The following is a 26611-nucleotide window of genomic DNA, read 5'->3' as shown; positions in this document are numbered from 1 at the left end:
GGAGAATGGCAATGAACAGCATGAGCTGGGTTCGTGGTTTCAACGCATCGATTGGTCTGCTGGCGCCGCATGCCCTGGCTAGCAAGTTGCGTCGGGAGTTTATGACGCCACATACCTTGCCGCCGCGGGATTGGGAGTTGCCACTGTTGGCGCAGGCCGAGCGCATTACCCTGCGTTTTGGTCTGTCAGCGTTGCGCTGGGGCAGTGGGCCGGCCGTGTTGCTGATGCATGGCTGGGAAGGGCGGCCGACGCAGTTCGCCGAGCTGATCAAGGCCCTGGTCAATGCCGGCTACGGCGTGGTGGCGCTGGATGCTCCGGCGCATGGCCGTTCGCCTGGGCGTGAGGCCAATGTGGTGTTGTTTGCCCGCGCCTTGCTGGAGGCCGCCAGCGAGTTGCCGCCGCTGAAAGCGGTGATTGGCCATTCCATGGGTGGCGCCAGTGCTTTGCTGGCCACTCAGTTGGGCTTGCGTACTGAGGCGCTGGTCAGCATTGCCGCGCCCAGCCGAATTCTGACTATGTTGCGGCGTTTCTCGCGCTATATGGGGTTGCCGCGCCAGGCGCGCGCGCACTTTGTCCGGCTGGTCGAGGAGAAGGCCGGGATTCCTGCCGGGCAGCTCGATAGCGCGCACTACCAGCTGGATTTCCCCGGATTGGTCGTACACGCGGCGGACGATCCGATGGTGCCATTCAGCGAGGCTGAATCGATTCATCAGAGCTGGTTCGACAGTCGCCTGCTGCGCTTGGAAAGCGGTGGGCATCAGCGCGTATTGGCCGATCCGCGGGTGGTGCAGGCGGTGCTGGAGCTGTTGGAATCGTTGAATCAGACATCGTCCAAGGCGCTGGCTTCGTAACCGATGACCTTGTTGCGCCCGGCGGCCTTGGCTTGATAAAGCGCCTCGTCGGCGTTGCGTAGCAGCTGTTCGCGGTCGCTGCCGCTATCCGGAATCAACGCATAGACGCCGATGCTCAGGCTCAGGTCGATGCGCAGACCCTGATGCATGCAGGGGTGACTGGCCAAGTCTGCACGCAGCTGCTCGGCCAGGTCCATTGCGCCGGATTGGTCCGTGTCGCAGAGCACGGCGGCAAATTCTTCGCCGCCGAAGCGTACCAACAAATCGTTACTGCGCATGCGCTGCTGCATGCGCAGTGCCGTGTGCTGGAGGCAGGCGTCGCCGACCAGGTGACCGTGCTGGTCGTTGACCTTCTTGAAGTGGTCCAGGTCCATCATCAGCATCGCAAGCGGCCGCTGGCTGCGTTTGGCCTGGGCGAGCATGCGCTCCAGTTCTTCATTGAGCACCTGGCGGTTGAACAGCCCGGTCAGGCTGTCGCGACGGCTGAGCTCGGCTAGCTGGCGGTTGGCGGTGGAAAGTTCCTGCAGGGCCTTTTGCAGAGAGGCGGTGCGCTCTTCCACGCGGGCTTCCAGGCCTTCATTGATCTGTTGCTGCAGATCCAGGCTCTTGGCCTGTTCCAGTCGCAGTTGGTGCTCATTGGCGTATAGCTGCTCTTGAGCCAGTTGCTGGGCGTGTTGCGCCAGGCGGATGCGTGAGCCGAGGGCAATCGAGAAGATCACCAGCTCAAGTAGGCTGCCAATCTGCTGGGCATGCAGGGTCAGCAGGGAGTTGGCAATCAGGCCGGTACCGCTGAGCACGCTGAACAGGCTGGCGATAATCAGGGCTGACCAGCCGAGGGCGAACAGCTTGGCCGGCGGGTAGCCGTCGCGCCAGCGCAGCACCGTGAAAATGCAGCCGAAAATCGCGCAGACCAGCAGCAGTACGAAACTGCCGATCAGCGCCACGAGGTAAGGCGCAACCAAAGCCAGCACCATTACCAGCAGGCTACTGCCAATCAGGCCGCGGCAGATCCAGCTGTAAGCCGGGTGCTGGTTCTTGAGGTCGAGTACGCCATAGGCGAACAGCACGCCGAACAGCGTTGCCAATGCCGAGCTGAACGGGAAGCTCATCTGCTGCCAGGCCAGTGACTCAGGCCAGAGCCATTGCAGGGCAAAACCCAGCTGGATGAACTGATAGAGGCTGAAACTGGCGACAAACAGGCTGTACCACAGGTAATTGCGGTCGCGGGTGATGATAAAGATCGACAGGTTGTAGATCATCATCACCAGCAGGGCGCCGAAGAACAGGCCCTGTAGCAACAACATGCGTTGTTCGTGCTGGTTGAATGCCTGGGCACTCATCAGGCTGGCGCTGAGGTTGGCCGAACCATCGGTCTGCATGCGCAGAATCAGCTCACGTTCCTCCCCGGCGGCCAGGCTGAATGGCAGCACCAGTTGGCGATGATTGACCCAGCGTTGGTTAAACGGTCTCTGATCACCGGCTTGATACACATGGTCGCCGTCCAAGCCGTAGGCATCCAGCATGTCAAGCAGCGGGTTGCCGATCAACAATACCCAGTCGATCGCCTCATCCGCCGGGTTGTGCAGGCTGAAACGCAGCCAGTAGGCGTGTGTGCTGTAGCCAAAGCTGGCATCGCGGCGGGCCACCGGTTGCCATACTGACTCAGGGAGCTGGCGCACGCTGTGGATGTCCGCCAGGCCTTCGGGGTCTGCCCACACCTGCATGACGGGGCCAGGCAGCAGCGGCGTGTCGCTGGCCAGCAGGGGCAGGCTGGTGGCCTGCGCCAGTGTCGGCATTAACAGCAGTAGAAGTACGCGCAGCAACACAATCAAAAGAGGCATTCCGTGGCAAGGATGTTGGCGGACACGACAAAGGTGCATTATTGCGCGGCCTTATGACATACCGATAGCTTAGCCGGGGTTGCTTATGAGCCAAAATTTGCTGCATTGCCATGCTCAGCGCGCCGCTTGCCTGCATGCGCTGGCCGCCGACCTACTGGCGCAGATTCAGGCCACGCTGGCGCAACACCTCCGTGCCGGGCTGATACTGCCCGGCGGCAGTAGCCCGCAGGCCTTGTTGCCCTTGCTGGCGCAGCAACTGGCTAGTCAGCGCATCGACCTCAGCCCCAGTGATGAACGCTGGGTGGCGGCGCAGTCAGCCGAGAGTAATTGGCAGCTGTTACATCACGGGCTACCGAACGCTAATTGCCTGGACCCACGCCAGGGCGAAACGCCAGCACAGGCGGCGTTGAATTGGGGCGAGCAACTGGCGCAGTGGCCTCCGTTTAGCGCGGTGCTGCTGGGTATGGGTGAAGACGGCCATATCGCCTCGCTGTTTCCCGGTATGCCTGGTTTGGCGAGCGGGCTTGATCCGCTGGCTAAACCTGCAGCCTTGTCAGCCCTGGCGCCGCAGGAGCCGCGTGAGCGTCTGTCGCTTAACCTGGCCATGCTGCAGCGTGGTCAGTGGCTGGGCTTGCTGGCGTTTGGCGAGCGCAAGCGCGAGTTGATTGATGCGGTGTTGGCCGATCAGTCCTCGGCTCGCGAGATACCCTTATATGCCTGGCTGCAGCGCAGTCCGTTGCCGGTAAATATTTACTGGGCACCCTGAGCGGATATTAAGGTCAGCTGCATATAGGTCGGCTGCGTTAAAGCAGGCGCTAAGCCGTTACACTGCAAGCTTGTACCTCGCCGATAAAGGGAATCGTCATGTTGCATCCGGTTGTTGAGCAGGTTACCGCCGCACTGGAAAAACGTTCGGCCAAGCGCCGCGAACGTTATTTGCAGCGCCTGGCCCTGGCAGCCGGGCGCACCGCGCATCAGGCGCTGGGTTGCTCCAACCTAGCCCATGCCCTGGCCGCGCAGCCCGATGATGCGCGACTGATCATGAAGCAGGGCGGCTCGCCGCATGTCGCGATCATTTCCAGCTACAACGATCTGCTCTCGGCCCATGCGCCGCTGAGGGATTACCCTGAGCGCCTGAAAGTGGCGCTGGCCAAGGCCGGTGCGACTTCGCAGTTTGCTGCAGGGGTACCGGCCATGTGCGACGGCATTACCCAGGGTGAGGGGGGTATGCAGCTGTCGCTGTTCTCCCGCGACCTGATCGCCCAGGCTGCCGGCATCGGCCTGACCCACGGCATTTTCGATGGCGCGTTGTACCTGGGTGTGTGCGACAAGATTGTCCCAGGCTTGCTGATCGGTGCTTTGCATTTCGGTCATCTGCCGGCTGTGTTCGTGCCGGCCGGGCCCATGCAATCGGGTTTGCCGAACAAGGAAAAAGCCGCAGTGCGCCAGCGTTATGCTCGTGGCGAAGCCAGCCGTGATGAGCTGCTGGCTGCCGAGCTGGCCGCTTACCATCAGGCCGGCACCTGCACCTTCTACGGCACGGCCAATACCAATCAGCTATTGATGGAAGCCATGGGCCTGCACGTACCGGGCAGTGCTTTTATCCATCCCTATACGCCACTGCGCGATGCTATGACCGATGAGGCGGCGCGCCTGGTCGCGCATAACAGTCGTAAGGGCGAGCGTTACTTGCCGGTCGGTCAGCAGATTAATGCGCGGGCGTTGATCAATGCCGTGGTGGCTCTGCTCGCCAGCGGCGGCTCGACCAACCACACCCTGCATCTGCCTGCCATCGCCCGGGCTGCTGGTTATGAACTGAACTGGGATGATTTTGCCGCGCTGTCGCGGGTTGTGCCGCTGCTGGCGCGCGTCTACCCCAATGGCGCGGCGGACGTTAATCAGTTCCAGGCCGCTGGTGGCCCAGCCTGGTTGCTGCGTGAGCTTCTCGGCGCCGGCTTGCTGCATGACGATGTCGCCACCGCCGCCGGACATGGTTTACACGCCTATACCCGTGAGCCCTGGCTGGAATATGAGCGCCTGGCCTGGCGCGACCTGCCGGCGCAGAGTCCCGCCCCGGAGATTGTCCGGCATGTGGCTGAGCCATTTGCCGAGGAGGGTGGCCTGGTGCTGCTGGCGGGTAACCTGGGTCGCGCCATCCTGAAAACCTCGGCGGTGGATCCGGCGTTCTGGCAGATCCGCGCCCAGGCGCGCGTCTTCGATTCGGAAGCAGCCGTGCAGGCGGCCTACAGCGCTGGTGAGTTGCAAGGTGACCTAGTGCTGGTGGTGCGCTTCCAAGGCCCACGAGCCAACGGTATGCCTGAGCTGCACAAACTGATGCCACTGTTGGCCAATCTGCAGCAAGCCGGCCAGCGTGTCGCGTTGATTACCGATGGGCGCATGTCCGGCGCTTCCGGGCAGGTTTCTACGGCCTTACACGTGACCCCGGAGGCGGCGGCAGGCGGTGCCTTGGCGCGGTTGCAGGATGGTGATTGGCTGGTGCTGGATGCGCAAAACGGGCGGCTGCAGGTGGAACTGAGCGAGCAGCAACTGGCCGCACGACCATTGGCGTGTGCCAGTGCTGAGCTGGAATTGGGCTATGGTCTGGAAATGTTTGCGGCCCAGCGGCGTCTGGTTAGCTCGGCTGAGCAGGGCGCCAGCAGCCTGTTTGAAGACTGAACGCGACGATTGAATCTTGAGAGCGGGGAGCAAGGCATGAGCCTGACGATGGATGTGGTGCTGCAACAGGCCCGCCCGGTGTTGCCGGTGTTGGTGATCGACGATATCAGCCTGGCGGTGGACCTGGCCCGTGCGCTGCACGCCGGCGGTATTCGTGTGCTGGAAGTGACTTTGCGCACCCCGCGCGCGCTGGATGCCCTGGCGGCCATGCGCAAGGAGTTGCCGGACCTGCTGGTGGGCGCCGGTACCCTGATTCATGCCGAGCAGTTCAGCGAAGCCCGCGACGCTGGGGCGCAGTTCGCCGTCAGCCCTGGCTGCACTGAGCGACTGGCCGCCGCTGCAGAGGACTCCGGCTTGCCCTACCTGCCGGGCGTGATGACGCCCTCCGAAGTGCTGCTGGCGTTGGAGTACGGCTATCGTTCGCTGAAATTGTTCCCGGCCAATGGCGCGACCAGCATCAAGATGCTCAAGAGCTTCAAAGGACCGTTCACCGGCATTCGTTTTTGTCCAACCGGTGGGGTAACCCCGGATAACCTGCTGAGCTTCCTGCGTCTGCCCAACGTGGCCTGCGTCGGTGGCACCTGGATCGCGCCAAGCAATCTGGTACGCGCCCGCGCCTGGGATCAGATCACCCAGCTAGCGGCCGAGGCCCGCGCCTTGGCCGGTAGCCTGGAGCAGCCAGCATGAGCTGGGAGTTGAGTAACCCCTTTGTTATCGATATCCAGGTCACGGCAGAGGATATCGACGGCCTTGGCCACGCCAACAACGCCGTGTATGTCAGCTGGCTTGAGCGCTGCGCCTGGCGCCATTCGCAGTTTTTGGGGCTGGACTTGGCCGAGTACCGCCGCCTCGATCGCGCCATGGCCGTGCTGCGCCATGAAATCGATTACCTGGCCAGCGCCTATGAAGACCAGCAACTGCAGATGGCCACCTGGATTGTCGAGTCGGATCAGCGCCTGAAGATGGATCGGCGCTTCCAGCTGATTCGCCCGGAAGATGGCGTGACCCTGTTGCGGGCGAAAACCACCTTTGTCTGCATCGAGCTGTCCAGCGGCAAACCCAAGCGCATGCCGCCAGAGTTTGTTGAGGGTTATGGTGCGGCGTTGCAGCCACCATTCCCTATGGAGTTGTAGCGCGGCTTAACCGATAGCTGGCTGCGCATCAGCCTGTCGCGCCGCGTACACTACGCGGCGTTTTTGTACCTGCGCCCTTTATCTTGCGCGGCAAAGAATATTCAAGAGACTGCCTATGCAAATCGCCCTGGCTCCGATGGAGGGGTTGGTCGACGAAATCCTTCGCGATGTGCTCACTCAGGTGGGCGGCATCGATTGGTGCGTGACGGAATTTATCCGGGTCACTGAGCGGGTGCTGCCCGCCAGCACCTACCAGAAGCTCGCCCCTGAACTGTTCAGCGGCGCGCAAACGGCTGCTGGCACGCCGTTGCGCGTGCAGTTCCTCGGCTCCGATCCGGCCTGCCTGGCCGATAACGCCGCCTATGCCTGCACTCTGGGCGCGCCGGTAATCGACCTCAATTTCGGCTGCCCGGCCAAGACGGTGAACAAGTCCCGTGGTGGCGCGGTATTGCTCAAGGAGCCCGAGTTGCTCCACGCCATCGTTCGTGAGGTGCGACGTGCGGTGCCGGCGGCGATCCCGGTAACCGCGAAGATGCGCCTGGGTTTTGATCACAAGGATTACGCCCTGGAATGTGCCCAGGCGCTGGCCGATGGTGGCGCGGCGCAGATCGTGGTGCATGCGCGGACCAAGGTTGAAGGCTACAAACCGCCTGCGCATTGGGAGTGGGTGGCGCGGGTGCAGGAAGTGGTGAAGGTGCCGGTATTCGCCAATGGCGAGATTTGGACCCTGGATGACTGGCGGCGCTGCCGCGAGGTCAGCGGGGTTGAGGACATCATGCTCGGTCGTGGCCTTGTGGCGCGTCCGGATCTGGCCCGGCAGATTGCTGCCGCCAAGGCTGGGCAGGATGTTGTGCCCATGAGTTGGGCCGAGCTGCAGCCGCTGCTGGCGGATTTCTGGCTGCAAGCGCGGCGCAAGATGTCGCCACGTTACGCGCCGGGGCGGCTCAAGCAATGGCTAGCCATGCTCACCCGCAGCTACCCCGAAGCCACCGAGCTATTCAATTTGCTGCGCCGCGAAAGCGACTGCCTGCGTATCGATGGTCTGCTTGGCATTGACTTTATCGAGCCTGAGCGTGCCGAGCAGGCGAGTGCCTGATCCTGATATTCAGCGCCCGCCGCTGACATCCAGCAGCGCACCGCTGGTGTAGGACGCCTGCTCGCTGGCTAGCCAGAGAATCGCTTCAGCCACTTCACGGGCCAAACCGCCGCGGCCCATGGGCACACTCTGGCTGACCCGCGCGACCCGCTCCGGCTCACCGCCGCTGGCGTGAATCTCAGTCTCAATCACCCCTGGGCGCACCGCGTTGACGCGAATGCCATCGGCCGCCACTTCCTTGGCCAGGCCCAGGGTCATGCTGTCGATGGCGCCCTTGGCTGCGGCGTAGTCGATATATTCGCCCGGTGCGCCGAGTCGTGCGGCTGCCGAGGACAGGTTGACGATGGCGCCGCCGTTGCCGCCCTGGCGGGTCGACATGCGTTTGATCGCCTCACGGCAGCAGAGAAAACTGCCGTACACATTGGTCGCGAATACCCGTTGCCAGCGCGCCAGCTCCATCTGTTCCAGACGCATTTGGGTTTCCAGTATCCCGGCGTTGTTGACCAGCACATCGAGGCGGCCAAAGTGCTGGTCAATGCGGGCGAACAGCTGCATTACCTGGCGTTCATCGGCTACATCGGCCTGCACGGCGATGGCCTGGCCGCCCGCTTGGGTGATCTCGCGCACCAGTGCTTCAGCCGCTGCCTGTTGCCGCTGATAGTTCAGGCACAGCGCGTAACCCTGGGCGGCCGCCAGCCTGGCAGTGGCGGCGCCAATACCGCGGCTGGCCCCGGTTATCAGCATGACCTTTTCCATCAGCGTCTCCTCCCTGTAAGAAAATTTTGCAGAGGCTTGAAATCTACCTGAGTAGCCACATTTTTAGTGATGTGGGATGCCGAAGCCGGGTCCCGCGTTTATCACTCGCTGAATCTCAGGAGATTTAATCATGAGCACCGCATTTTCCATGACCCCGCTGTTCCGTCAGTCCGTAGGCTTCGACCGTTTCAATGACCTATTCGAGTCGGCCATGCGCAATGAGGCGGGTAGCAGCTATCCACCCTACAACGTCGAGAAGTATGCCGACGACCAATACCGCATCGTGGTCGCGGCAGCGGGCTTCCAAGAAGACGACCTGGAACTGCAGGTCGAGCGCGGCGTGCTGACCGTCACCGGCGGCAAGCGCGACACCAGTGCCGAGAACGTCACCTATCTGTACCAAGGCATCGCCCAGCGTGCGTTCAAGCTGTCGTTCCGTCTGGCCGACCATATCGAGGTCAAGGCCGCCAGTCTGGTCAACGGCCTGCTGAATATCGACCTTGTGCGCATCGTGCCGGAAGAGGCTAAAGCCAAGCGTATCCCGATTGGGGGCAGCCGCACCGTGCTGCAGAGTTAAGCTGCCACGCTTTTAACAACAAGGGCACCTACGGGTGCCCTTGTTGTTTTACAGGGGGGCCGGTATGCGGTTGTTGTGCAGCAGTTGGCGGAACTGCTCCAGCGGCACCGGCCGGCTGAACAGGTAGCCCTGGTAGTGATGGCAGCCCTGCTGCTGGAGGAATTCCAGTTGGTCGGTTTGCTCGACGCCTTCGGCAATCATGTCCAGGCCCAGGCTGCGGGCCATGGCGACGATGGCGCGGATGATTTCCGCGTCGTTGGCATCCAGGGTGGCATCGCGTACGAAGGACTGGTCGATCTTCAGCACATCCACGGGCAGACGCTTGAGGTAAGTCAGTGAGCTGTAGCCAGTGCCGAAATCGTCCATGGCGAAGGTCACGCCGAGGCGTTTTAAGCGGTTCATCTTGGCGATGGTGTCGTCGATATTCTGGATCACGATGCCTTCGGTTATTTCCAGCTTGAGCATGTGCGGCGGCAGGTGGCTGCTGGTAAGGCTGCCTTCCACCAGTTCGACAAAATCATTCTGGCGAAATTGCCGGGGGCTGATATTCACGCACAGGCTGAATTGCGTGGCGTCGACCATTCCCTGTTGCAGCAGTTGTGCGCAAGCGTGGCAGGCTTCGGCGAGCACCCAACCGCCGACTTCGAGAATCAGCCCGCTTTCTTCGAGAATATGGATAAACAGCGCCGGTGATTGCATGCCCAGTGTCGGGTGCATCCAGCGCAGCAGGGCTTCGGTGCCAATGATCTGGTTGTTGCGTGCATCCACCTGGGGCTGAAAGTGCAGCTCGAACTCACCCCGTGCCAGCGCTAGGCGCAGGTCGTTTTCCATGCGCAGGCGTTCGCTGGCGGCCTTCTGCATGGTGTTGCGAAACAGCTGGATGCAGTTACGCCCCGAGTCCTTGGCCCGATAGAGTGCAATATCGGCACGCTTGAGCAGGTCCGAGGGTGTGTCGCCATGGTCGGGAATCAGGGCGATACCGATGCTTGGAGTGACTTGCAATTGTTGGCCGTCGAGCAGCATCGGTTCGGCCAGCAGGTGGCGCAGTTTTTCTGCCAGCGAGCGAACCTGCTGGACCACCTTTGAGCGTTTGCCTTCCAGGCCGGAAATCAGCACGACAAACTCGTCACCACCCAGGCGCGCTACGGTGTCCTCCTGGCGCACGCTGGCTTCCAGGCGTGCGGTAACCAGCTTGAGCACAGCATCGCCGACTGGGTGGCCGAGTGAGTCATTAATGTGTTTGAAGTGGTCGAGGTCGATAAACAGCAGGGCGCCGCGTAGTTCGTGGCGTTTGAGCAGGGATATCTGTTGGGTCAGACGATCGAGTAACAGTGCGCGGTTGGGCAGGTTGGTCAGCGAGTCGTGGTAGGCCAGGTGCTGTACCTGGGCCTGGGCCTCTTTGAGTTCGCTAATATCACGAGCAGTCAACAGTAGGCAGGGGACATTATTCAGTTGGATGGGATTGACCGATACCTCAACCATCTTGATGGTGCCGTCACGGTGTCTACCGTGCATTTCCATGCGGCGAACATGCCCATCGCGTCTAAGAGTATCTAGCATCTGAACGCGTTCTGACGGATCAGCCCATACGTTAATTTCTAGTGCCGTGCGACCTATGACCTCTTCAGCGCTGTAGCCGTTTAGCCTGCAGAAGCCTTCATTGACCTCAATGTAGCGGGCGGTATCGCGTTCGGTAATGGTGATGGCGTCCGGGCTTGATTGGAATGCCAGGGCAAACTTCTCCTGGCTGGCCTGCAGTGCAGCCTGGGCTTTCTGCCGCTCGCTGATATCGCGGAAGGTGGTGAGGATGCAGCGCTGGTTGCTGACAAGTACGACCCGAGAGGAAACCACACAGGTAATGATGCGGCCATCTTTGGCGCGATAGTCTGCAACTTCGTTGTGCAGCACTTGGTCGCGTTTAAGTTTGCCGGCTAGGTTATTGCGTTGCTGCAGGTCGGCCCATAACTGGATGTCGGTCATCCTGTTTCCGATCACTTCTTCCGGTTGCCAGCCAAAGGTCTGGCTGAAGCTGGAGTTGATCTCCATGGCCAGGCCTTCTGGCAAAGTGGTCAGGGTGATCGGGTCTGGACTGGACTGGAACAGGCTGGCGAACTTGGCTTCCGAAGCGGCCAGGCTTTGCTCGCGTCGCACCCGTTCGCTGATATCGATAAGGATGCCGGCCATGCGTTCGGGTTTGCCGTCAGCATCGCGGTAGAGCTTGGCGGTGCTTTCCAGGTAATGCACGTCCTTGTTGCCGTACACCGCCCGGTAGGTGACCTGGTAATCCTCGGTCAGACCTTTAGCCAGGCTGTTGAAGTGCTTACGCATGGCGTGACGATCTTCCAGCGGGACAAAACTGAAGAATTTGCGGAAATCGTCATGGAAGGGCTCGTCCGCCAGGCCATGCAGCTTTGAGGCGCGGGCTGAACCAAACAGCATATTACTGGGGATGTGCCAGTCCCAGGTGCCGAGGTCGGCTGAGTCGAGGGCCAGATTAAGGCGCTCCTGGCTGTCGCTGAGAGCTTGTTCCTGCTGGCGTTGCTGGGTGATATCACGCAGTGACAGGACTAGGCAAAGATTGCCCTCCAGTACGATCTCGCCGCCGAATAGCTGGTTTCGGCGGATGCTGCCGTCGCGGTGATAGAGCGATACTTCCAGGCCGTTGAGGCTGTTGTTGCTGATCGCAGTCATCATCCGCTGGCGATCTTCCAGGCAGGCCCAGATACCCATTTCCAGCGAAGTACGGCCCAGGGTCTGTTCACTGGTCCAGCCAAACTGGCGCTCGAAGCCGGCGTTGATCTCAATAAAGCGGCCGCTGGCCTTGTCGGTGATCACCACGGCATCCGGGCTGTAGTTGAAGGCCTGGGCGAACTTCTCCTCGCTGCTGCGCAGTGCTTGTTCGCGGGCTTGCTGGCTGGTTATATCGCGGATTACGCCAATAACGCGCTGTTTACCATCGGCGTCCAGTTGTAAGCTGCCGCTGATTTCCAGCCAGTGCAGGCTGCCATCTGGCCAGCGGATGCGGTGACGAAAAGCGCGGTTGCTTGGGTTGCCGGCGAGCAGTTGCTCGAACAGGCGCAGTATATCGGGGCGGTCTTCCTCGGGAATCAGCTCGATATAGTCGATGCGTTTTTCCAGCGGCAGCTTGGGGTCGAGGCCGAACAGTGCTTGGGCACCACGTGACCAGCTGACCCGGCCGCTTTCGATGTCCCAGTACCAGGTCCCCAGCTTGGCACCGTTGAGGGCGCGCAATAGGCGCGGGGCATCGTTCCAGGTGCTTTCGAATTCGGCAGGATCCAGTGCCGGGATAAACGGCAGTGGCGGACGGCGATCACTGGATTTAGCCACGACCAACTCTTCCTTTGTATACGTGGGTTTCCTGGTCTGTGGCTGAGCAGCGGGGCTGAGTCATGCAGAAACCTTTCTTATCGTTATGAGCTCACGTTAGCCCTTAGTTGCTGGCCATTGCAAGGCCATCACGCTGGGCATCCAGCAGGTTCATAAAGGCCCGCGCAGCGTTGGAAAGAGTGCGTTCGGTGTGACTGATATAACCCAGCTGACGGGTTAACTGAATGCCCGGTAGCGGCAGGCGCGCCACCTGTTCGTCGAGCATGGTACGTGGTAGCACGCTCCAGGCCAGGCCGATGGAAACCATCATCTTGATGGTTTCCAGGTAGTTGGTGCTCATGGCGATATTCGGTGTCAGCCCCTGGGCCTCAAACAGGCGCCGCACAATATGGTGGGTAAAGGTATTGCCACCGGGAAAGACCGCCGGGTGATGGGCCACATCGGCCAGGCTGATCGCTTTGCTGCGGGCTAGCGGGTGCTCGGGGGCGGCGACGAAATCCAGCGGATCATCCCACACGGCCACTGCATGCACCGGCTCGCGGGTTTCCGGCGCCAGGGTGATTACCGCCAGCTCGGCGCGGCCATGCAGCACTTCTTCATAAGCCACTTCCGAGTCGAGAAACTGGATATCCAGCGCCACCTGTGGGTGCGCCCGGGTAAAGGCGCGCAGCAGCGGCGGCAAGCGATGCAGGCCTATATGGTGACTGGTTGCGAGGGTCAGGCGACCGCTGATCTCGCCATTCAGGTTGGTCAATGCGCGGCGCGTATCATCGAGCACATTGAGTATTTGGTAGGCCCGCGGCAGTAGGGCGCGGCCGGCCTCGGTCAGGCTGACCTCGCGGCCCAGGCGGTCGAACAGGCGCACACTCAGCTGCTGCTCCAGGCTGGCGATGCGTTTACTCACCGCCGGTTGTGTTAGATGCAGGCGTTCAGCCGCCTCGGAGAAGCTGCCCAGCTCGGCGATAGCAATAAAGGCATTGAGGGTGGCGAGATCCATAGGGCTGCTCCTGGCGATGGGCGACGTGCAGTATGCGTAACTTAAATGCACTTGCATTCCAATGAGGAATGCTTTGAATGAAAAATATGAATTTGAGTAATTTAATGCAAGCCCATAGGATTACCCCATAAGCCAAAGGGCTATTTGCCCAGGCATAGAAACAGGTTGATGAGGGATAGCGGATGGCCGGCAAAACGCTGTACGACAAGCTCTGGGAAATGCACGAAGTGAAGCGCCGCGACGATGGCTCGTCGCTGATCTACATCGACCGGCATATCCTTCACGAAGTGACCTCGCCGCAGGCCTTTGAGGGCTTACGTCTGGCCAGCCGCAAACCGTGGCGCATCGACGCCAACATCGCCACCCCAGACCACAACGTGCCGACCACCAAGGCCGAGCGTCAGGGCGGCCTTGAGGCCATCGCTGATGAAGTGTCGCGGATTCAGGTGCAAACCCTGGATGAGAACTGTGATGACTTCGGCATCCTCGAATTCAAAATGAACGACATCCGTCAGGGCATCGTCCATGTGGTCGGTCCAGAGCAGGGCGCGACCTTGCCGGGCATGACTGTGGTCTGCGGCGACTCGCATACCTCGACCCACGGCGCTTTCGGCGCACTGGCCCACGGTATCGGCACTTCCGAGGTCGAGCATGTGCTGGCGACCCAGTGCCTGGTGGCGAAGAAGATGAAGAACATGCAGGTGCTGGTCGAAGGCAAGCTGCCGTTCGGCGTGACCGCCAAGGACATCGTGCTCGCGGTAATCGGCAAGATCGGCACCGCCGGCGGTAATGGCCACGCGCTGGAGTTTGCGGGTAGCGCAATCCGCGACCTGTCGCTGGAAGGGCGCATGACCATCTGCAACATGTCCATCGAAGCCGGCGCCCGCGTGGGCCTGGTGGCGGTGGATGAGAAAACCATCGCCTACGTCGAGGGCCGCCCGTTTGCTCCGAAAGGTGCCGATTGGACCGCCGCCGTGGCGCAGTGGCAGGACCTGGTGTCGGACGCTGATGCGCATTTCGACACCGTGGTCGAATTACGTGCCGAAGACATCAAGCCGCAAGTCAGCTGGGGTACTTCGCCGGAAATGGTGCTGGCCGTGGATCAGAACGTGCCGGACCCGGCCGCCGAAAACGACCCGGTGAAGAAGGATTCGATTACCCGTGCCCTGAAATACATGGGTTTGCAGGCCAATCAGGCGATCACCGATATCCAGCTGGATCGCGTGTTTATTGGCTCCTGCACCAACTCGCGCATTGAAGACCTGCGGGCCGCCGCCGAGGTAGCCAAGGGCCGCAAGGTCGCCAGTACCATCAAGCAGGCGATGGTGGTACCGGGCTCAGGCCTGGTCAAAGCCCAGGCGGAACAAGAAGGTTTGCACCACATCTTTATCGAAGCCGGTTTTGAATGGCGCGAGCCGGGCTGCTCCATGTGCCTGGCGATGAACCCAGACAAACTCGGCAGCGGCGAGCATTGCGCCTCTACCTCTAACCGTAACTTCGAAGGCCGTCAGGGCGCTGGTGGGCGTACCCATCTGGTCAGCCCAGCCATGGCGGCGGCGGCGGCAGTAACCGGCCGCTTTATCGATGTGCGTGAATTGATTCAGGCCTGAGGACTCGACTATGAAAGCCTTTACCCAACACACCGGCCTGGTCGCTCCATTGGATCGCGCTAACGTCGATACCGACCAGATCATCCCCAAGCAGTTCTTGAAGTCGATCAAGCGCTCAGGTTTCGGTCCTAACCTGTTCGATGAGTGGCGTTATCACGATATTGGCCAGCCGAATCAGGACAATTCCAAGCGGCCGATCAATCAGGACTTCGTGCTGAACTTCCCGCGTTATCAGGGCGCCAGCGTGCTGCTGGCGCGGGAGAACTTTGGCTGTGGTTCGAGCCGCGAACACGCGCCTTGGGCGCTGGAAGAGTACGGTTTCCGTACCATAATCGCGCCGAGCTTTGCCGATATCTTCTTCAATAACAGCTTCAAGAACGGTCTGCTGCCGATCATCCTCAAGGAAGACGAGGTCGATGCGTTGTTCCAGCAGGCCGAAGCCACTGTCGGTTATCAGCTGACCGTCGACCTGGCCGCGCAAACCGTGACCCGCGCCGATGGCGTGCAGTACCGCTTCGAAGTCGATGCGTTCCGCAAGCATTGCCTGCTCAATGGCCTGGACGATATCGGCTTGACCCTGCAGGACAGCGATGCGATCAAGACTTTTGAAAGCACTTACCAGCAGCGCAGCCCCTGGTTGTTCGGCGCCATCAAGTAATCAGTGGGCGAGTGCATGCGTCACTCGCCGATTTAATGAGTTGAGAAAAGTATGTCCAAACAGATTCTGATTCTCCCCGGTGACGGCATTGGCCCGGAAATCATGGCCGAAGCGGTCAAGGTGCTGGAACTGGCCAACGATAAGTACAACCTGGGTTTCGAGCTGAGTTTCGATGACCTAGGTGGCGCGGCCATCGACCGTTATGGCGTGCCGCTGGCTGACGAAACCCTGGCTCGCGCCAAGGCCGCTGATGCCATTCTGCTCGGCGCCGTCGGCGGCCCGAAGTGGGACGCCATTGACCCGGCGATCCGTCCGGAACGTGGCCTGCTGAAGATTCGTTCGCAGCTGGGCCTGTTCGGCAACCTGCGCCCGGCGATTCTCTATCCGCAACTGGCTGATGCCTCCAGCCTCAAGCGCGAAATCGTTGCCGGCCTGGATATCCTGATCGTGCGTGAGCTGACCGGCGGCATCTATTTCGGTCAGCCGCGCGAAAGCAAGGTGCTGGAAAACGGCGAGCGCATGGCCTACGACACCCTGCCGTACAGCGAGAGTGAAATCCGCCGTATCGCCCGCGTCGGTTTCGACATGGCCCGCGTGCGTGGCAAGAAACTCTGCTCGGTGGACAAGGCCAACGTGCTGGCCTCCAGTCAACTGTGGCGCGCCGTGGTCATTGAAGTAGCCAAGGATTATCCGGACGTCGAACTCAGCCACATGTACGTCGACAACGCCGCGATGCAACTGGTGCGCGCGCCGAAGCAGTTCGATGTGATGGTCACTGACAACATGTTTGGCGACATTCTTTCGGATGAAGCGTCGATGCTAACTGGCTCTATCGGCATGCTGCCGTCGGCTTCGCTGGATGCCAACAACAAAGGCATGTACGAGCCGTGCCACGGCAGCGCGCCGGATATCGCTGGGCAAGGCATTGCCAACCCGTTGGCGACGATTCTGTCGGTGTCGATGATGTTGCGTTACAGCTTCAATCAGACCGCTGCCGCTGATGCCATCGAACTGGCCGTGAGCAAGGTGCTGGATCAAGGCCTGCGTACCGGCGATATCTACAGTGCTGGTACGACCAAGGTCGGTACTGCTGCGATGGGCGATGCAGTAGTCGAAGCGCTGCGCAGTCTGTAATCTTCCTGGCCCGCCGGAGGTCTCCGGTGGTCAGCTTATATAGGTGTAGTGGTTATGAAACGTGTAGGTCTGATCGGTTGGCGCGGCATGGTGGGTTCCGTGCTGATGCAACGCATGCTGGAAGAGCAGGATTTCGACTTGATCGAGCCGGTGTTCTTCACCACCTCCAATGTCGGCGGCCAAGGCCCTGCTATTGGCAAGGAAACGGCGCCTTTGAAGGACGCCTACAGCATTGACGAGCTGAAAAGCCTGGACGTGATTCTCACCTGCCAAGGTGGCGATTACACCAGCGAAGTCTTCCCCAAGCTGCGTGAAGCGGGTTGGCAGGGCTATTGGATCGATGCCGCCTCGTCGCTGCGCATGGACGACAGTTCGGTCATCGTGCTCGACCCGGTCAACCGCAAGGTGATCGATCAGCAACTGGATGCTGGCACCAAGAACTACATCGGTGGCAACTGCACCGTCAGCCTGATGCTGATGGCCCTGGGTGGCCTGTACGAAGCCGGTCTGGTCGAGTGGATGAGTGCCATGACCTACCAGGCGGCTTCAGGTGCTGGCGCGCAGAACATGCGCGAGCTGATCAAGCAGATGGGCGCGATCAATGCTTCTGTGGCTGATGAACTGGCTGACCCGGCAAGCGCCATTCTGGATATCGACCGCAAAGTGGCCGAAGCCATGCGTGCTGAATCGTTCCCGGTCGATAACTTTGGCGTGCCGCTGGCCGGTAGCCTGATCCCCTATATCGACAAGGAGCTGCCGAACGGCCAGAGCCGTGAAGAGTGGAAGGGTCAGGCGGAAACCAACAAGATCCTCGGCCGCTTCAAAAACCCGATCCCGGTCGACGGCCTGTGCGTGCGTATCGGTGCCATGCGCTGCCACAGCCAGGCGCTGACCATCAAGCTGAACAAGGATGTGCCGCTGTCGGATATCGAAGGCCTGATCAGCCAGCACAATCCATGGGTCAAGCTGGTGCCGAACCAGCGCGAAGCGAGCATTCGCGAACTGGGCCCGACTGCTGTAACGGGTACTCTGAGCGTGCCGGTCGGCCGTCTGCGCAAGCTCAACATGGGCTCACAGTACCTCGGCGCGTTCACCGTCGGTGACCAGTTGCTGTGGGGCGCGGCGGAACCGCTGCGGCGCATGCTGCGTATCCTGCTGGAGCGTTAATCGCGCTGCGTTGATACATAAACAGGCTGTCCAAGAGGGGCGGACTGTTGGGTGTTCGAGTCAAATCGAGCGCTCAGCAGTCCGCTCCTTTGCATTTGGCGGGTGCGCCTATACAGTGCTGGGCTTATTTCCTCGAGCCTTGTCATGACCCGCACTTTTGATATTGCCGTTATTGGCGCCACCGGCAGCGTTGGCGAAACCCTGGTGCAGCTGCTGGAGGAGCGCGAGTTCCCGGTGGCCAATCTGCATCTGGTAGCCAGCGGTGAGTCAGCCGGGCGCTCCTTGTCCTACAAGGGCAAGAACCTGCGTGTACGTGATCTGGAAACCTTCGACTTTGCCAGCGTGCGCCTGGCGTTCTTAGCTGCCGGCAGCAAAGTGACGCAGAAATATGCCGCACAGGCTGCAGCGGCGGGCTGCGCGGTGATCGATCTGGCCAGTGGTTTGCCCGCTGCGCAGGCGCCACGAGTGATTCCCGAGGTCAATCCTGCCGTATTGGCGAGCTTGTCCGCGCCCTATCTGCTGACCAGTCCAAGTGCCCCGGGTATTGCGCTGGCCGCCGTGCTGGCGGCGTTGCCTGAGCAAGTCCGCATTCAACGGGTGACTGTGACGGCCTGCCTGGCCGTATCCAGTCGCGGGCGGGAAGGGGTGTCCGAGTTGGCGCGGCAAACCGCGGAACTGCTCAATGGTCGAGCGTTCGAGCCGCAGCTGTTCGATCGGCAGATGGCATTTAATCTGCTAGCGCAGGTTGAGCAGACCGATAGTGCAGGGCACGCTGCGCTGGAGCGGCAGATTGCCAGCGAACTCAAAGAGCTGCTGGCATTGCCTGATTTGCAGGTTGCGGTGACCTGCATCCAGGTGCCGGTATTTTTTGGTGACAGCCTGAGCGTTTCATTGCAGACCGAAGCGGCCATCGATCTTAAGCAGGTCTGTGCCGCTCTGGACGCTGCGCCGGCTCTGGAGCTGGTGGAATTGGATGATTATCCAACCGCTGTCGGCGACGCCGTTGGCCAGGATGTGGTCTATGTTGGCCGGGTGCGCGCTGGTTTGAACGATCCAGCCGAACTCAATTTGTGGATTACGTCTGATAACGTGAGAAAAGGCGCGGCGCTAAATGCTGTGCAATTAGCCGAGTTGTTGATAAAACACTATCTGTAAAAGATACTTACCTAGAAATTTGAAGAATCTTTCGAGCTTGGCAATACTGGCTGAGTTGATTGCTGAATGGGGTTACGTCTCTGGACGTGACAGGCAGCAATTTTCAACATCCTCTCGCTGGTCGAGAAAAAAAGATAAAACAAGGGATAACGCTATGGTTCGGGTTCGCAAACTGGTGCTGGCAATCGCAGCTGCTTCGGCGCTGTCATCCGGTATGGCGCACGCGCTGGGGCTGGGTGAAGTGACCCTGCAATCGGCGCTCAATCAACCGCTGGTGGCTGAGATTGAGTTGCTGGAAGTGCGTGACCTGGCTTCCAACGAAGTTATACCGACCCTGGCGTCCCCTGAAGCATTCAATAAAGCTGGCGTTGATCGTCAGTTTTTTCTGACTGACCTGAAGTTCACCCCGGTACTCAAGCCCAATGGCAAAAGCGTCATTCGGGTGACCTCCAGCAAACCGATGCGCGAGCCTTACCTGAATTTCCTGGTTGAAGTGCTCTGGCCGAATGGCCGTTTGCTGCGTGAGTACACCGTACTGCTTGATCCGCCGCTGTATACCCCGCAGAGCGTTATTCCTGCCGCTGCGCAGATGCCTGCAGCCGCTCCGGCCCCCGCGCCACGCGTACAAACTCCAGCGCCCGCACCGCGTCCAGCAACTGCTGCGGCTCAACCGGCAGCGCCAGCGGCTCCAGCCGCACCTGCTGCTCCAGCTGCCAAGCCGCTGGAAGGCAATGAATACAAAACCACCGCCAACGACACCCTCTGGGAAATTGCCCAGCGTGCGCGTGCCGGCGGCAGTGTGCATCAAGCCATGTTGGCGATTCAGGATCTGAACCCGGATGCCTTTATCGGTGGCAACATCAATCGTCTGAAAAATGGCCAGGTACTGCGTCTGCCTGATGAGCAGCAGGTCAAGAGTCGTGCTCAGGGCGAAGCCATCGCTCAGGTAGCCGAGCAGAATGCAGCCTGGCGTGAAGGGCGCAGTGTCGCTGCGAGCGCCCGTCAGCTGGATGCCACCAAGCGTACCAGCGCCGCAGCTACTCCAGCCAAAGTTGAAACCGGCGATAGCCTGAAACTGGTTGCTGCTGATAGCGGAAAAGCTACGGCCGGTAGCGACAAAGGCGCAGCTGACAGTAAGGCGCTGACTGACAAATTAGCCGTGACCCAGGAAAGCCTGGACTCCAGCCGTCGTGAAAACGATGAGCTGAAGGGCCGCATGACGGATCTGCAGAGCCAGCTCGACAAACTGCAGCGTTTGATTCAGTTGAAAGACGACCAGATGGCCAAACTGCAGGCTGATCTTGCTGCGCAAGGTCAGGCTCCAGCGGTTGCCCCTGTCGCTCCAGAGGCAGTCGTAGCTGAAACACCGGTTGCTCCAGTTGAGCCTGCACCACAAGATCCAGCTGCATCGACACCCGTAGTACCTGCAGCAACTGGCGAAACGGATTTTAATTACAGTGAAGAACCCGCTGCCCAGCCAGAAGCCGTTGCACCAGTCGCGCCGCCTGAGCCAGCCCCTATTGCTGCTCCCGAGCCAGCTCCGGTAACCCCCGTTGCCCCAGTTGTCGAAGCGCCAGTTGTGGTCGAACCGCCAGCTGAAAGCAGCACTATTGATGATCTATTGGCCAATCCGATGTTGCTGGGCGCCGCTGGTGGTGGTGCGCTGCTGGTATTGCTGATTGCACTGATGATGCTGTCGCGCCGCAATGCACTGAAAGAAGCCGAGTTGCAGGAAAGCCTGGCTGCCGATGACGGCTCGTCCGATCTGGGCGCTGGTCTGGATCTGCCAGATGACAGCTTTGCCGGTTTGGCTGATGACCTTGATGGTCAGCAAACTGATCTGCCAAATGAAGAACGTGTGACCGCGCAAACTGGCGATGCACTGGGCGAAGCGGATATATACATTGCCTATGGCCGCTTCCCGCAGGCTGCTGAGTTGCTGCAAGGCGCGATCAATGATGAGCCACAGCGCAGTGATCTGCGTCTGAAATTGATGGAAGTCTATGCCGAGATGGGTGACCGCAATGGTTTTGCCCGTCAGGACAACGAACTGCGTGAGATCGGCGGTAGTGCCGCTGAGCTTGATCAAATCAAGGCTCGCTACCCAGCCATGGCTGTTACGGCAGCTGCAGGCTTTGCTGCTGCGGCTGCTGAAGAGAATCTGGACAGCTTCAGTCTGGACGACCTGGCCCTGGACGAGCCGAGCCCGAAAGCCGCTACTGACGAGCAGGATGATGCATTCGATCTGAGTCTGGATGATCTTGAGTCCGAGCTGGATCGTGATCTGCAGGCTGCCGGTAACACTGCTTCCCTGGATGACCTGGACAGCCTGTCTCTGGATGACGATCTGGATTTCAGTTCGCCGGTTGAGCAAGCCAATAACAAGGATGACGACCTGGGTTTTGATCTGAGCCTGTCTGATAGCGGCGATAGCGGTCTTGATCTAAGTGGTGATCTGGCTGATTTCAGTCTGGATCTGGATACCCCGGCCAAGCCAGCTGCGGCTGCCGAAGATGACTTCCTGCTGAGTCTGGATGACGAGCCAAGTGCTGCGCCGGTCGTGCCTGAGCCAGGGTTTGATCTGCCGGATGAGCAGACAGGCGGTGACTTTGATCTATCGGCTGATTTCGATCTGTCGCTGAATGATGAGGCGCCTGCGCAGCCATCGGGCGATAGCTTCGCTGCTCAACTGGATGAAGTCAGCGCTGAGCTGGATATTTTGTCTGACGATCTGGATCAGCCTGTTGATCTAGATGCGCCGGCAAGTACCGCCTCGTCCAGTATGGATAATGACGATGACTTCGACTTCCTGTCGGGTACCGACGAGACAGCAACCAAGCTCGATCTGGCTCGCGCCTACATCGACATGGGTGATACCGAAGGTGCTCGCGATATCCTCGATGAAGTCATCACTGAAGGTAACGAAGGTCAGCAAAATGAAGCGCGTGAGCTGATCGCTAAATTGGTCTGATACATGTCTGATGGTCTTACTACAACGGCAGCCGATTCGGCTGCCGTTGGCGTTTTCAAGATAGCCCTGGGCGTTGAGTACAAAGGTTCGCGCTATCGCGGCTTTCAGCGCCAGCGTGCTGGTGTGCCTTCGATTCAGGAATCACTGGAAAAGGCCCTGGCGAAAGTCGCAGGCGGTGTTCCCGTAACGCTAAGCTGCGCTGGGCGTACCGATGCGCTAGTGCACGCCAGTGCTCAGGTGGTGCATTTCAATACGCCGGTCGAGCGCTCCATGCATGCCTGGGTCATGGGCGCGAATATGAACCTGCCTGGTGATATCAGTGTGACCTGGGCCAAGTCGATGCCGGCGCACTTTGATGCGCGTTTCTGCGCTCAGGCGCGGCGCTACCGTTATGTGATTTATAACGACCAGATTCGTCCGGCGCATATGGCCGAAGAGGTGACCTGGAACCATCGGCCGCTGGATGTTGAACGCATGCGCCAGGCGTCTCGGGCATTTATTGGCACCCATGATTTCAGCGCTTTCCGTGCCCGTCAGTGCCAGGCCAAGTCACCGATCAAAACTGTGCATCACCTGGAACTGCTGCAGTACGGGCGGTTTATCGTGCTGGATATCCGCGCCAATGCCTTTCTGCATCATATGGTGCGCAACATCGCGGGGGTGTTGATGACCATTGGTGCGGGCGAGCGACCTGTTGAGTGGGCGCAGGAAGTGCTGGAAACCCGCGTGCGGCGTACCGGCGGCGTGACTGCGCATCCTTATGGGTTGTATCTGGTGCAGGTCGATTACCCTGAGGAGTTCGACCTGCCCAAGCGCTACCTTGGGCCGCATTTTCTTTCCGGCTTGCCCGATGTGGCGGCTGACGCCTGAAAGGCTATTTGCTAGCATCCGGCTTCCACTGAGTTTATCGAGGTCATCCTGTTGTCAGCCGTTCGCAGCAAGATTTGTGGCATTACCCGCATAGAGGATGCATTGTCGGCTGTCGAGGCAGGCGCGGATGCTATTGGCTTGGTGTTTTATGCCAAGAGCCCGCGCGCTGTTACGGTGTTGCAGGCGCGGGCGATCATTGCCGCCTTGCCACCTTTTGTGACCACGGTAGGGTTGTTCGTTGATGCCAGCCGCTGCGAGCTTGGGGAAATCCTTGATGCGGTGCCACTTGATTTGTTGCAGTTCCATGGCGACGAAACCCCAGCCGACTGTGAGGGCTATCACCGTCCCTACATCAAGGCGCTACGGGTCAAACCAGGTGATGACATTGCCGCGCAGGTTGCGCTCTATAAGAATGCCAGTGGCGTGCTACTGGATACCTATGTGCCAGGTATTCCGGGCGGCACAGGTGAGGCATTCGATTGGTCACTGGTGCCTCAAGGCTTGAACAAGCCAGTTATTCTGGCGGGCGGACTGACTGCTGAGAGCGTTGCACAGGCCATCGCTCAGGTGCGTCCCTATGCCGTGGATGTCAGTGGTGGCGTAGAAATAGCCAAGGGCATCAAGGACGCTGAGAAGATTCGCGCTTTTATGCAGGCAGTCAAGGCTGCTTGAGGTGCGCGGGGTTGATGTGACGACGCTGCCGACTTGGCCGTCCATACCCCTGTTGCAGGTTGGATAAACGCTGCAGGCGGTCGTTAGAGGCGGCGGGTGCGTAAATGCTGATGGCTGTGCACCGGCCCCTGAAACGACTGTACCCATGAATTTTCCCGATTAGGCCAGGTCGCATTTAGCGCAGCCCGTCCGGTTAACAGCTTTGGAGAGACAAGAGCATGAGCAACTGGTTAGTAGACAAACTGATCCCATCGATCATGCGTTCCGAGGTCAAGAAGAGTTCGGTGCCCGAAGGCCTGTGGCATAAGTGCCCATCTTGCGACTCCGTGCTGTACAAGCCTGAGTTGGAAAAGACCTTGGATGTTTGCCCCAAGTGCAATCACCACATGCGTATCGATGCTCGCGCGCGCCTGGATATCTTCCTCGATGCCGAGGGGCGCGAAGAGCTGGGTGCTGACCTTGAGCCGGTCGATCGCCTGAAGTTTCGTGACAGCAAGAAGTACAAGGACCGTCTCACCGGTGCACAGAAGCAGACCGGTGAGAAAGATGCTCTGGTGGCCATCCGCGGTACCTTGGAAGGCATGCCGATTGTGACCTGCGCCTTTGAGTTCTCTTTTATGGGTGGCTCGATGGGCGCCATCGTCGGTGAGCGTTTTGTCCGCGCCGCCAACGCAGCCCTGGAGCAGCGATGCCCGTTGGTGTGTTTCTCTGCATCCGGCGGTGCGCGCATGCAGGAAGCGCTGATCTCATTGATGCAAATGGCCAAAACGTCGGCTGTACTGGCGCGTCTGCGTGAAGAAGGTATTCCGTTTATATCTGTGCTGACCGACCCGGTGTATGGCGGCGTGTCTGCCAGTCTGGCCATGCTCGGTGATGTGATTGTTGCCGAACCTCGCGCGCTGATCGGTTTTGCCGGTCCGCGCGTGATCGAGCAGACCGTCCGCGAGAAACTGCCTGAAGGTTTCCAGCGTAGCGAGTTTCTGCTCGAGCACGGCGCCATCGATATGATTATTCACCGTGCCGAACTGCGTCCGCGCCTGGCGCTTTTGCTGGCCCAGTTTATGGGGCTGCCTTCGCCTGTAGCCTTGCCGGCGACTACATGACCGAGCGCTCCCTTGCCGATTGGCTGAGCTATCTGGAGCAACTGCATCCCAGTGCCATTGATATGGGGCTGGAGCGTTCTCGGATAGTGCTGCAGCGCCTTGGCCTGGCCAAGCTGGCGCCGCGGGTGATTACCGTCACCGGAACCAATGGCAAGGGTTCGACCTGTGCATTTATTGCCGCGCTGTTGCAAGGGCAGGGGCTCAAGGTCGGTGTTTACAGCTCACCGCACCTGTTGCGCTACAACGAACGGGTGCAAATCGCGGGCGTTGAAGCCACTGACGCCATGCTCTGCGAAGCCTTCGCCGTGGTCGAAGCTGCGCGCGGTGAAACCTCGCTGACCTATTTCGAGATGGGCACCCTGGCCGCGTTCTGGCTGTTTCAGCAGGCCGGTCTGGATGCTCTGGTGCTGGAAGTTGGTCTCGGCGGTCGGCTGGATGCGGTGAATCTGCTGGATGCCGACATCGCCCTGGTCACCAGTATTGGCATCGATCACGCCGACTGGTTGGGTGATACCCGTGAGTCGGTTGCCTTTGAAAAGGCTGGCATCTTCCGCGCCGGCCAGCCTGCTCTGTGTGGCGATCTAGAACCGCCGCAGCCTTTGCTGGACCAGGTGGCCCTGCTCGACGCGCCGTTCTTTTTGCGTGGCCGTGACTATGACCTGAGTATCACTGCACAGGACTGGTCCTGGTACGGCCTTAACCATCAAGGCGAAGTGCTGAGCTTGACGCACTTACCGCTGCTCGATTTGCCCATGGAAAACGCTGCTCTGGCTCTGCAGGCTTATGCAGTGATGCAATTACCTTGGCAGCCTGAGCTGATCAGCCAGGCATTACAGCAGACGCGAGTGGCCGGGCGGCTGGATCGCAGAATACTTAATTGGCAGGGTAAGTCACTCACGCTGCTGCTCGATGTTGGGCATAATCCCCATGCTGCCGAGTACCTCGCTCAGCGCTTGGCTAGTCGGGCGTTGTCAGGTAAGCGGCTGGCCGTATTCGGTTTGCTGGCTGACAAGGATCTGCCCGGTGTGGTGGCGCCTTTGTTAAATGAAGTGGACAGCTGGGCGGTGGCGGCTTTGCCGACCAGTCGTACGCGTGCAGCCACTGAGTTGCAGGCGCATCTGCAAAATAGCGGGGCACAGGTGGCCGCTTATGCCAATGTGCAGGCAGCACTTGAAGCTCAGTGTGAGCAGGCTTCGGATGGGGATGAGGTGCTGCTGTTTGGATCTTTCTACTGCGTGGCCGAGGCCCTGGATTGGCTGGCCCGCCAAGCCAATGGGGGCGTGCAGGATGGCTTTGCTGGATAAGGGATTGAAGCAGCGCATGGTCGGTGCGCTGGTATTGCTGGCGCTAGCAGTGATTTTTCTGCCGATGCTGCTGTCGCGTGAAGATGAGTCGCAGCGGGTTCAGGTTGATGCACCGGCAATGCCGGTGGCGCCCGAGGCCCCTGAGGTCGAATTGCAACCGGTGGCCGTGCCTGAGCCGCAGTTATTACCTGATGAGCCGATTGGCGCCGACGCTGAGCAAAGTCTGGAGTCGAGTGAGCCGGTTGTGAGTGAGCCGCCGACCGCGCCAATTACTCCAGCGACACCAGCGGCTACGCCTGAGCCTGTTTTAAAGTCGCCTCAGCCAGCACCCAGTAAGCTGGACGCCAATAGTCTGCCAATCAGTTGGTCGGTGCAGTTGGCCAGTCTGTCCAGTACTGATGGCGCGCAGAAGCTGCAGAAAACCCTGCGCAGTCAGGGCTACAACGCCTATATCCGAAGCTTCGATGGCATGAATCGGGTGTTTGTCGGGCCGTTGATTGAGCGTGCAGAGGCCGATCGTCTGCGCGATCAGCTCAATCGTCAGCATAAGCTCAATGGTTTTGTGGTGCGTTTTCAGCCCGAAGCGAGCTGATCAGGCGGCTTGGCGTGCTCCGCCAAGCTGAGCTGCCTGGCCTCCCATTAGGCTGGTTGGGCATTTCAGCGGTTGGCGAATCCTTTGCTTACGCCCCGCA

Annotated in this window: 22 protein-coding genes; 18 read left to right on the top strand and 4 right to left on the bottom strand. The window is 60.0% G+C overall.

Annotated features, from left to right (window positions below; all coding sequences use genetic code 11):
* Positions 1-11: 11 nt before the first annotated feature.
* Entirely contained in the window at positions 12-851 is an 840-nt protein-coding gene (locus ACIGEK_RS14035) for an alpha/beta fold hydrolase (protein ID WP_397493887.1), read from the top strand.
* On the opposite strand, the gene ACIGEK_RS14030 is transcribed toward ACIGEK_RS14035, so the two are convergent.
* Positions 821-2692, bottom strand: coding sequence for a diguanylate cyclase (locus ACIGEK_RS14030; RefSeq protein WP_397493886.1), 1872 nt, complete (start codon positions 2690-2692; stop codon positions 821-823). The genes ACIGEK_RS14035 and ACIGEK_RS14030 overlap by 31 nt on opposite strands.
* An 85-nt stretch (positions 2693-2777) precedes the next feature.
* Here ACIGEK_RS14030 and ACIGEK_RS14025 point away from each other — a divergent pair, with 85 nt between their 5' ends.
* The 5 genes from ACIGEK_RS14025 (at position 2778) to ACIGEK_RS14005 (ending at position 7597) form a co-directional block, all read left to right on the top strand.
* Positions 2778-3458 carry a 6-phosphogluconolactonase gene (locus ACIGEK_RS14025; protein ID WP_397493885.1) on the top strand — a complete coding sequence of 227 codons (681 nt, stop codon included), beginning with the start codon at positions 2778-2780 and terminating at the stop codon, positions 3456-3458.
* Between the two features lie 101 nt (positions 3459-3559).
* Positions 3560-5368, top strand: coding sequence for a phosphogluconate dehydratase (gene edd / locus ACIGEK_RS14020; protein WP_397494023.1), 1809 nt, complete (start codon positions 3560-3562; stop codon positions 5366-5368).
* Between the two features lie 36 nt (positions 5369-5404).
* Positions 5405-6055, top strand: coding sequence for a bifunctional 4-hydroxy-2-oxoglutarate aldolase/2-dehydro-3-deoxy-phosphogluconate aldolase (locus tag ACIGEK_RS14015; RefSeq protein ID WP_397493883.1), 651 nt, complete (start codon positions 5405-5407; stop codon positions 6053-6055).
* Positions 6052-6501 carry a thioesterase family protein gene (locus tag ACIGEK_RS14010; protein ID WP_108489074.1) on the top strand — a complete coding sequence of 150 codons (450 nt, stop codon included), beginning with the start codon at positions 6052-6054 and terminating at the stop codon, positions 6499-6501. Before ACIGEK_RS14015 ends, ACIGEK_RS14010 begins: the two co-directional genes overlap by 4 nt.
* 115 nt (positions 6502-6616) lie before the next feature.
* The gene (locus tag ACIGEK_RS14005) at positions 6617-7597 is read left to right on the top strand and encodes a tRNA dihydrouridine synthase (RefSeq protein WP_397493882.1); all 981 of its coding nucleotides are present in this window, start codon (positions 6617-6619) and stop codon (positions 7595-7597) included.
* A 9-nt stretch (positions 7598-7606) separates the two neighbouring features.
* Here ACIGEK_RS14005 and ACIGEK_RS14000 read toward each other — a convergent pair whose 3' ends face one another.
* Positions 7607-8353, bottom strand: coding sequence for an SDR family oxidoreductase (locus ACIGEK_RS14000; RefSeq protein ID WP_397493881.1), 747 nt, complete (start codon positions 8351-8353; stop codon positions 7607-7609).
* Positions 8354-8483: 130 nt separating this feature from the next.
* On the opposite strand from ACIGEK_RS14000, the gene ACIGEK_RS13995 reads away from it, so the two are divergent.
* Entirely contained in the window at positions 8484-8930 is a 447-nt protein-coding gene (locus ACIGEK_RS13995) for an Hsp20 family protein (RefSeq protein WP_304864255.1), read from the top strand.
* A gap of 48 nt (positions 8931-8978) precedes the next feature.
* Here the strand turns inward: ACIGEK_RS13995 and ACIGEK_RS13990 are convergent, their stop codons facing one another.
* Both ACIGEK_RS13990 and ACIGEK_RS13985 read right to left on the bottom strand, forming a co-directional pair.
* Positions 8979-12278, bottom strand: a complete 3300-nt coding sequence (locus ACIGEK_RS13990; RefSeq protein ID WP_397493880.1) for a PAS domain S-box protein — start codon at positions 12276-12278, stop codon at positions 8979-8981.
* A gap of 103 nt (positions 12279-12381) precedes the next feature.
* On the bottom strand, positions 12382-13275 hold the full coding sequence (locus ACIGEK_RS13985; protein ID WP_397493879.1) for a LysR family transcriptional regulator: 894 nt from the start codon (positions 13273-13275) through the stop codon (positions 12382-12384).
* Between the two features lie 182 nt (positions 13276-13457).
* Between ACIGEK_RS13985 and leuC the strand changes: the two genes are divergently transcribed.
* From leuC to ACIGEK_RS13930, 11 genes are all read left to right on the top strand, one after another.
* A complete protein-coding gene (leuC, locus tag ACIGEK_RS13980; RefSeq protein ID WP_397493878.1) occupies positions 13458-14885 on the top strand; it encodes a 3-isopropylmalate dehydratase large subunit in 1428 nt (475 codons plus the stop codon).
* Between the two features lie 10 nt (positions 14886-14895).
* A complete protein-coding gene (gene leuD, locus ACIGEK_RS13975; protein WP_397493877.1) occupies positions 14896-15543 on the top strand; it encodes a 3-isopropylmalate dehydratase small subunit in 648 nt (215 codons plus the stop codon).
* 51 nt (positions 15544-15594) lie between these two features.
* Entirely contained in the window at positions 15595-16677 is a 1083-nt protein-coding gene (leuB, locus tag ACIGEK_RS13970; RefSeq protein WP_304864243.1) for a 3-isopropylmalate dehydrogenase, read from the top strand.
* Between the two features lie 54 nt (positions 16678-16731).
* A complete protein-coding gene (asd, locus tag ACIGEK_RS13965) occupies positions 16732-17844 on the top strand; it encodes an aspartate-semialdehyde dehydrogenase (protein WP_397493876.1) in 1113 nt (370 codons plus the stop codon).
* A gap of 144 nt (positions 17845-17988) precedes the next feature.
* Positions 17989-18999 carry an aspartate-semialdehyde dehydrogenase gene (locus tag ACIGEK_RS13960; protein ID WP_397493875.1) on the top strand — a complete coding sequence of 337 codons (1011 nt, stop codon included), beginning with the start codon at positions 17989-17991 and terminating at the stop codon, positions 18997-18999.
* 154 nt (positions 19000-19153) lie between these two features.
* Entirely contained in the window at positions 19154-21970 is a 2817-nt protein-coding gene (locus ACIGEK_RS13955; protein ID WP_397493874.1) for a FimV/HubP family polar landmark protein, read from the top strand.
* 3 nt (positions 21971-21973) lie between these two features.
* Positions 21974-22840 (top strand): tRNA pseudouridine(38-40) synthase TruA, encoded by an 867-nt coding sequence (truA, locus tag ACIGEK_RS13950; protein ID WP_397493873.1) that lies wholly within the window; start codon positions 21974-21976, stop codon positions 22838-22840.
* A gap of 51 nt (positions 22841-22891) precedes the next feature.
* Complete coding sequence (locus tag ACIGEK_RS13945) at positions 22892-23512, top strand: phosphoribosylanthranilate isomerase (protein ID WP_397493872.1); 621 nt, start codon at positions 22892-22894, stop codon at positions 23510-23512.
* 218 nt (positions 23513-23730) lie between these two features.
* A complete protein-coding gene (accD, locus tag ACIGEK_RS13940) occupies positions 23731-24615 on the top strand; it encodes an acetyl-CoA carboxylase, carboxyltransferase subunit beta (protein WP_397493871.1) in 885 nt (294 codons plus the stop codon).
* On the top strand, positions 24612-25919 hold the full coding sequence (gene folC / locus ACIGEK_RS13935) for a bifunctional tetrahydrofolate synthase/dihydrofolate synthase (RefSeq protein ID WP_397493870.1): 1308 nt from the start codon (positions 24612-24614) through the stop codon (positions 25917-25919). The genes accD and folC overlap by 4 nt, the downstream gene beginning before the upstream one ends.
* Positions 25903-26511 carry an SPOR domain-containing protein gene (locus tag ACIGEK_RS13930; RefSeq protein ID WP_397493869.1) on the top strand — a complete coding sequence of 203 codons (609 nt, stop codon included), beginning with the start codon at positions 25903-25905 and terminating at the stop codon, positions 26509-26511. Before folC ends, ACIGEK_RS13930 begins: the two co-directional genes overlap by 17 nt.
* The last annotated feature ends 100 nt before the right edge of the window (positions 26512-26611 follow it).

The organism is Pseudomonas sp. NPDC079086 (assembly GCF_044542155.1).
In the GTDB taxonomy this organism is placed as follows: domain Bacteria; phylum Pseudomonadota; class Gammaproteobacteria; order Pseudomonadales; family Pseudomonadaceae; genus Aquipseudomonas.
Note: the sequence above shows the minus strand (reverse complement) of the source record. Positions and strands in the feature narration are given on the sequence as shown.

Bases quoted from the DNA above. Each gene is read 5' to 3' on its own strand.
- leuC (WP_397493878.1), top strand. From the start codon at position 13,458: ATGGCCGGCAAAACGCTGTACGACAAGCTCTGGGAAATGCACGAAGTG.
- ACIGEK_RS14010 (WP_108489074.1), top strand. From the start codon at position 6,052: ATGAGCTGGGAGTTGAGTAACCCCTTTGTTATCGATATCCAGGTCACG.
- leuB (WP_304864243.1), top strand. From the start codon at position 15,595: ATGTCCAAACAGATTCTGATTCTCCCCGGTGACGGCATTGGCCCGGAA.
- truA (WP_397493873.1), top strand. From the start codon at position 21,974: ATGTCTGATGGTCTTACTACAACGGCAGCCGATTCGGCTGCCGTTGGC.
- ACIGEK_RS14030 (WP_397493886.1), bottom strand. From the start codon at position 2,692: ATGCCTCTTTTGATTGTGTTGCTGCGCGTACTTCTACTGCTGTTAATG.
- asd (WP_397493876.1), top strand. From the start codon at position 16,732: ATGAAACGTGTAGGTCTGATCGGTTGGCGCGGCATGGTGGGTTCCGTG.
- leuD (WP_397493877.1), top strand. From the start codon at position 14,896: ATGAAAGCCTTTACCCAACACACCGGCCTGGTCGCTCCATTGGATCGC.
- ACIGEK_RS14005 (WP_397493882.1), top strand. From the start codon at position 6,617: ATGCAAATCGCCCTGGCTCCGATGGAGGGGTTGGTCGACGAAATCCTT.
- ACIGEK_RS13995 (WP_304864255.1), top strand. From the start codon at position 8,484: ATGAGCACCGCATTTTCCATGACCCCGCTGTTCCGTCAGTCCGTAGGC.
- ACIGEK_RS14000 (WP_397493881.1), bottom strand. From the start codon at position 8,353: ATGGAAAAGGTCATGCTGATAACCGGGGCCAGCCGCGGTATTGGCGCC.
- ACIGEK_RS13960 (WP_397493875.1), top strand. From the start codon at position 17,989: ATGACCCGCACTTTTGATATTGCCGTTATTGGCGCCACCGGCAGCGTT.
- ACIGEK_RS14035 (WP_397493887.1), top strand. From the start codon at position 12: ATGAACAGCATGAGCTGGGTTCGTGGTTTCAACGCATCGATTGGTCTG.
- folC (WP_397493870.1), top strand. From the start codon at position 24,612: ATGACCGAGCGCTCCCTTGCCGATTGGCTGAGCTATCTGGAGCAACTG.
- ACIGEK_RS13955 (WP_397493874.1), top strand. From the start codon at position 19,154: ATGGTTCGGGTTCGCAAACTGGTGCTGGCAATCGCAGCTGCTTCGGCG.
- ACIGEK_RS14015 (WP_397493883.1), top strand. From the start codon at position 5,405: ATGAGCCTGACGATGGATGTGGTGCTGCAACAGGCCCGCCCGGTGTTG.
- ACIGEK_RS14025 (WP_397493885.1), top strand. From the start codon at position 2,778: ATGAGCCAAAATTTGCTGCATTGCCATGCTCAGCGCGCCGCTTGCCTG.
- ACIGEK_RS13985 (WP_397493879.1), bottom strand. From the start codon at position 13,275: ATGGATCTCGCCACCCTCAATGCCTTTATTGCTATCGCCGAGCTGGGC.
- accD (WP_397493871.1), top strand. From the start codon at position 23,731: ATGAGCAACTGGTTAGTAGACAAACTGATCCCATCGATCATGCGTTCC.
- ACIGEK_RS13930 (WP_397493869.1), top strand. From the start codon at position 25,903: ATGGCTTTGCTGGATAAGGGATTGAAGCAGCGCATGGTCGGTGCGCTG.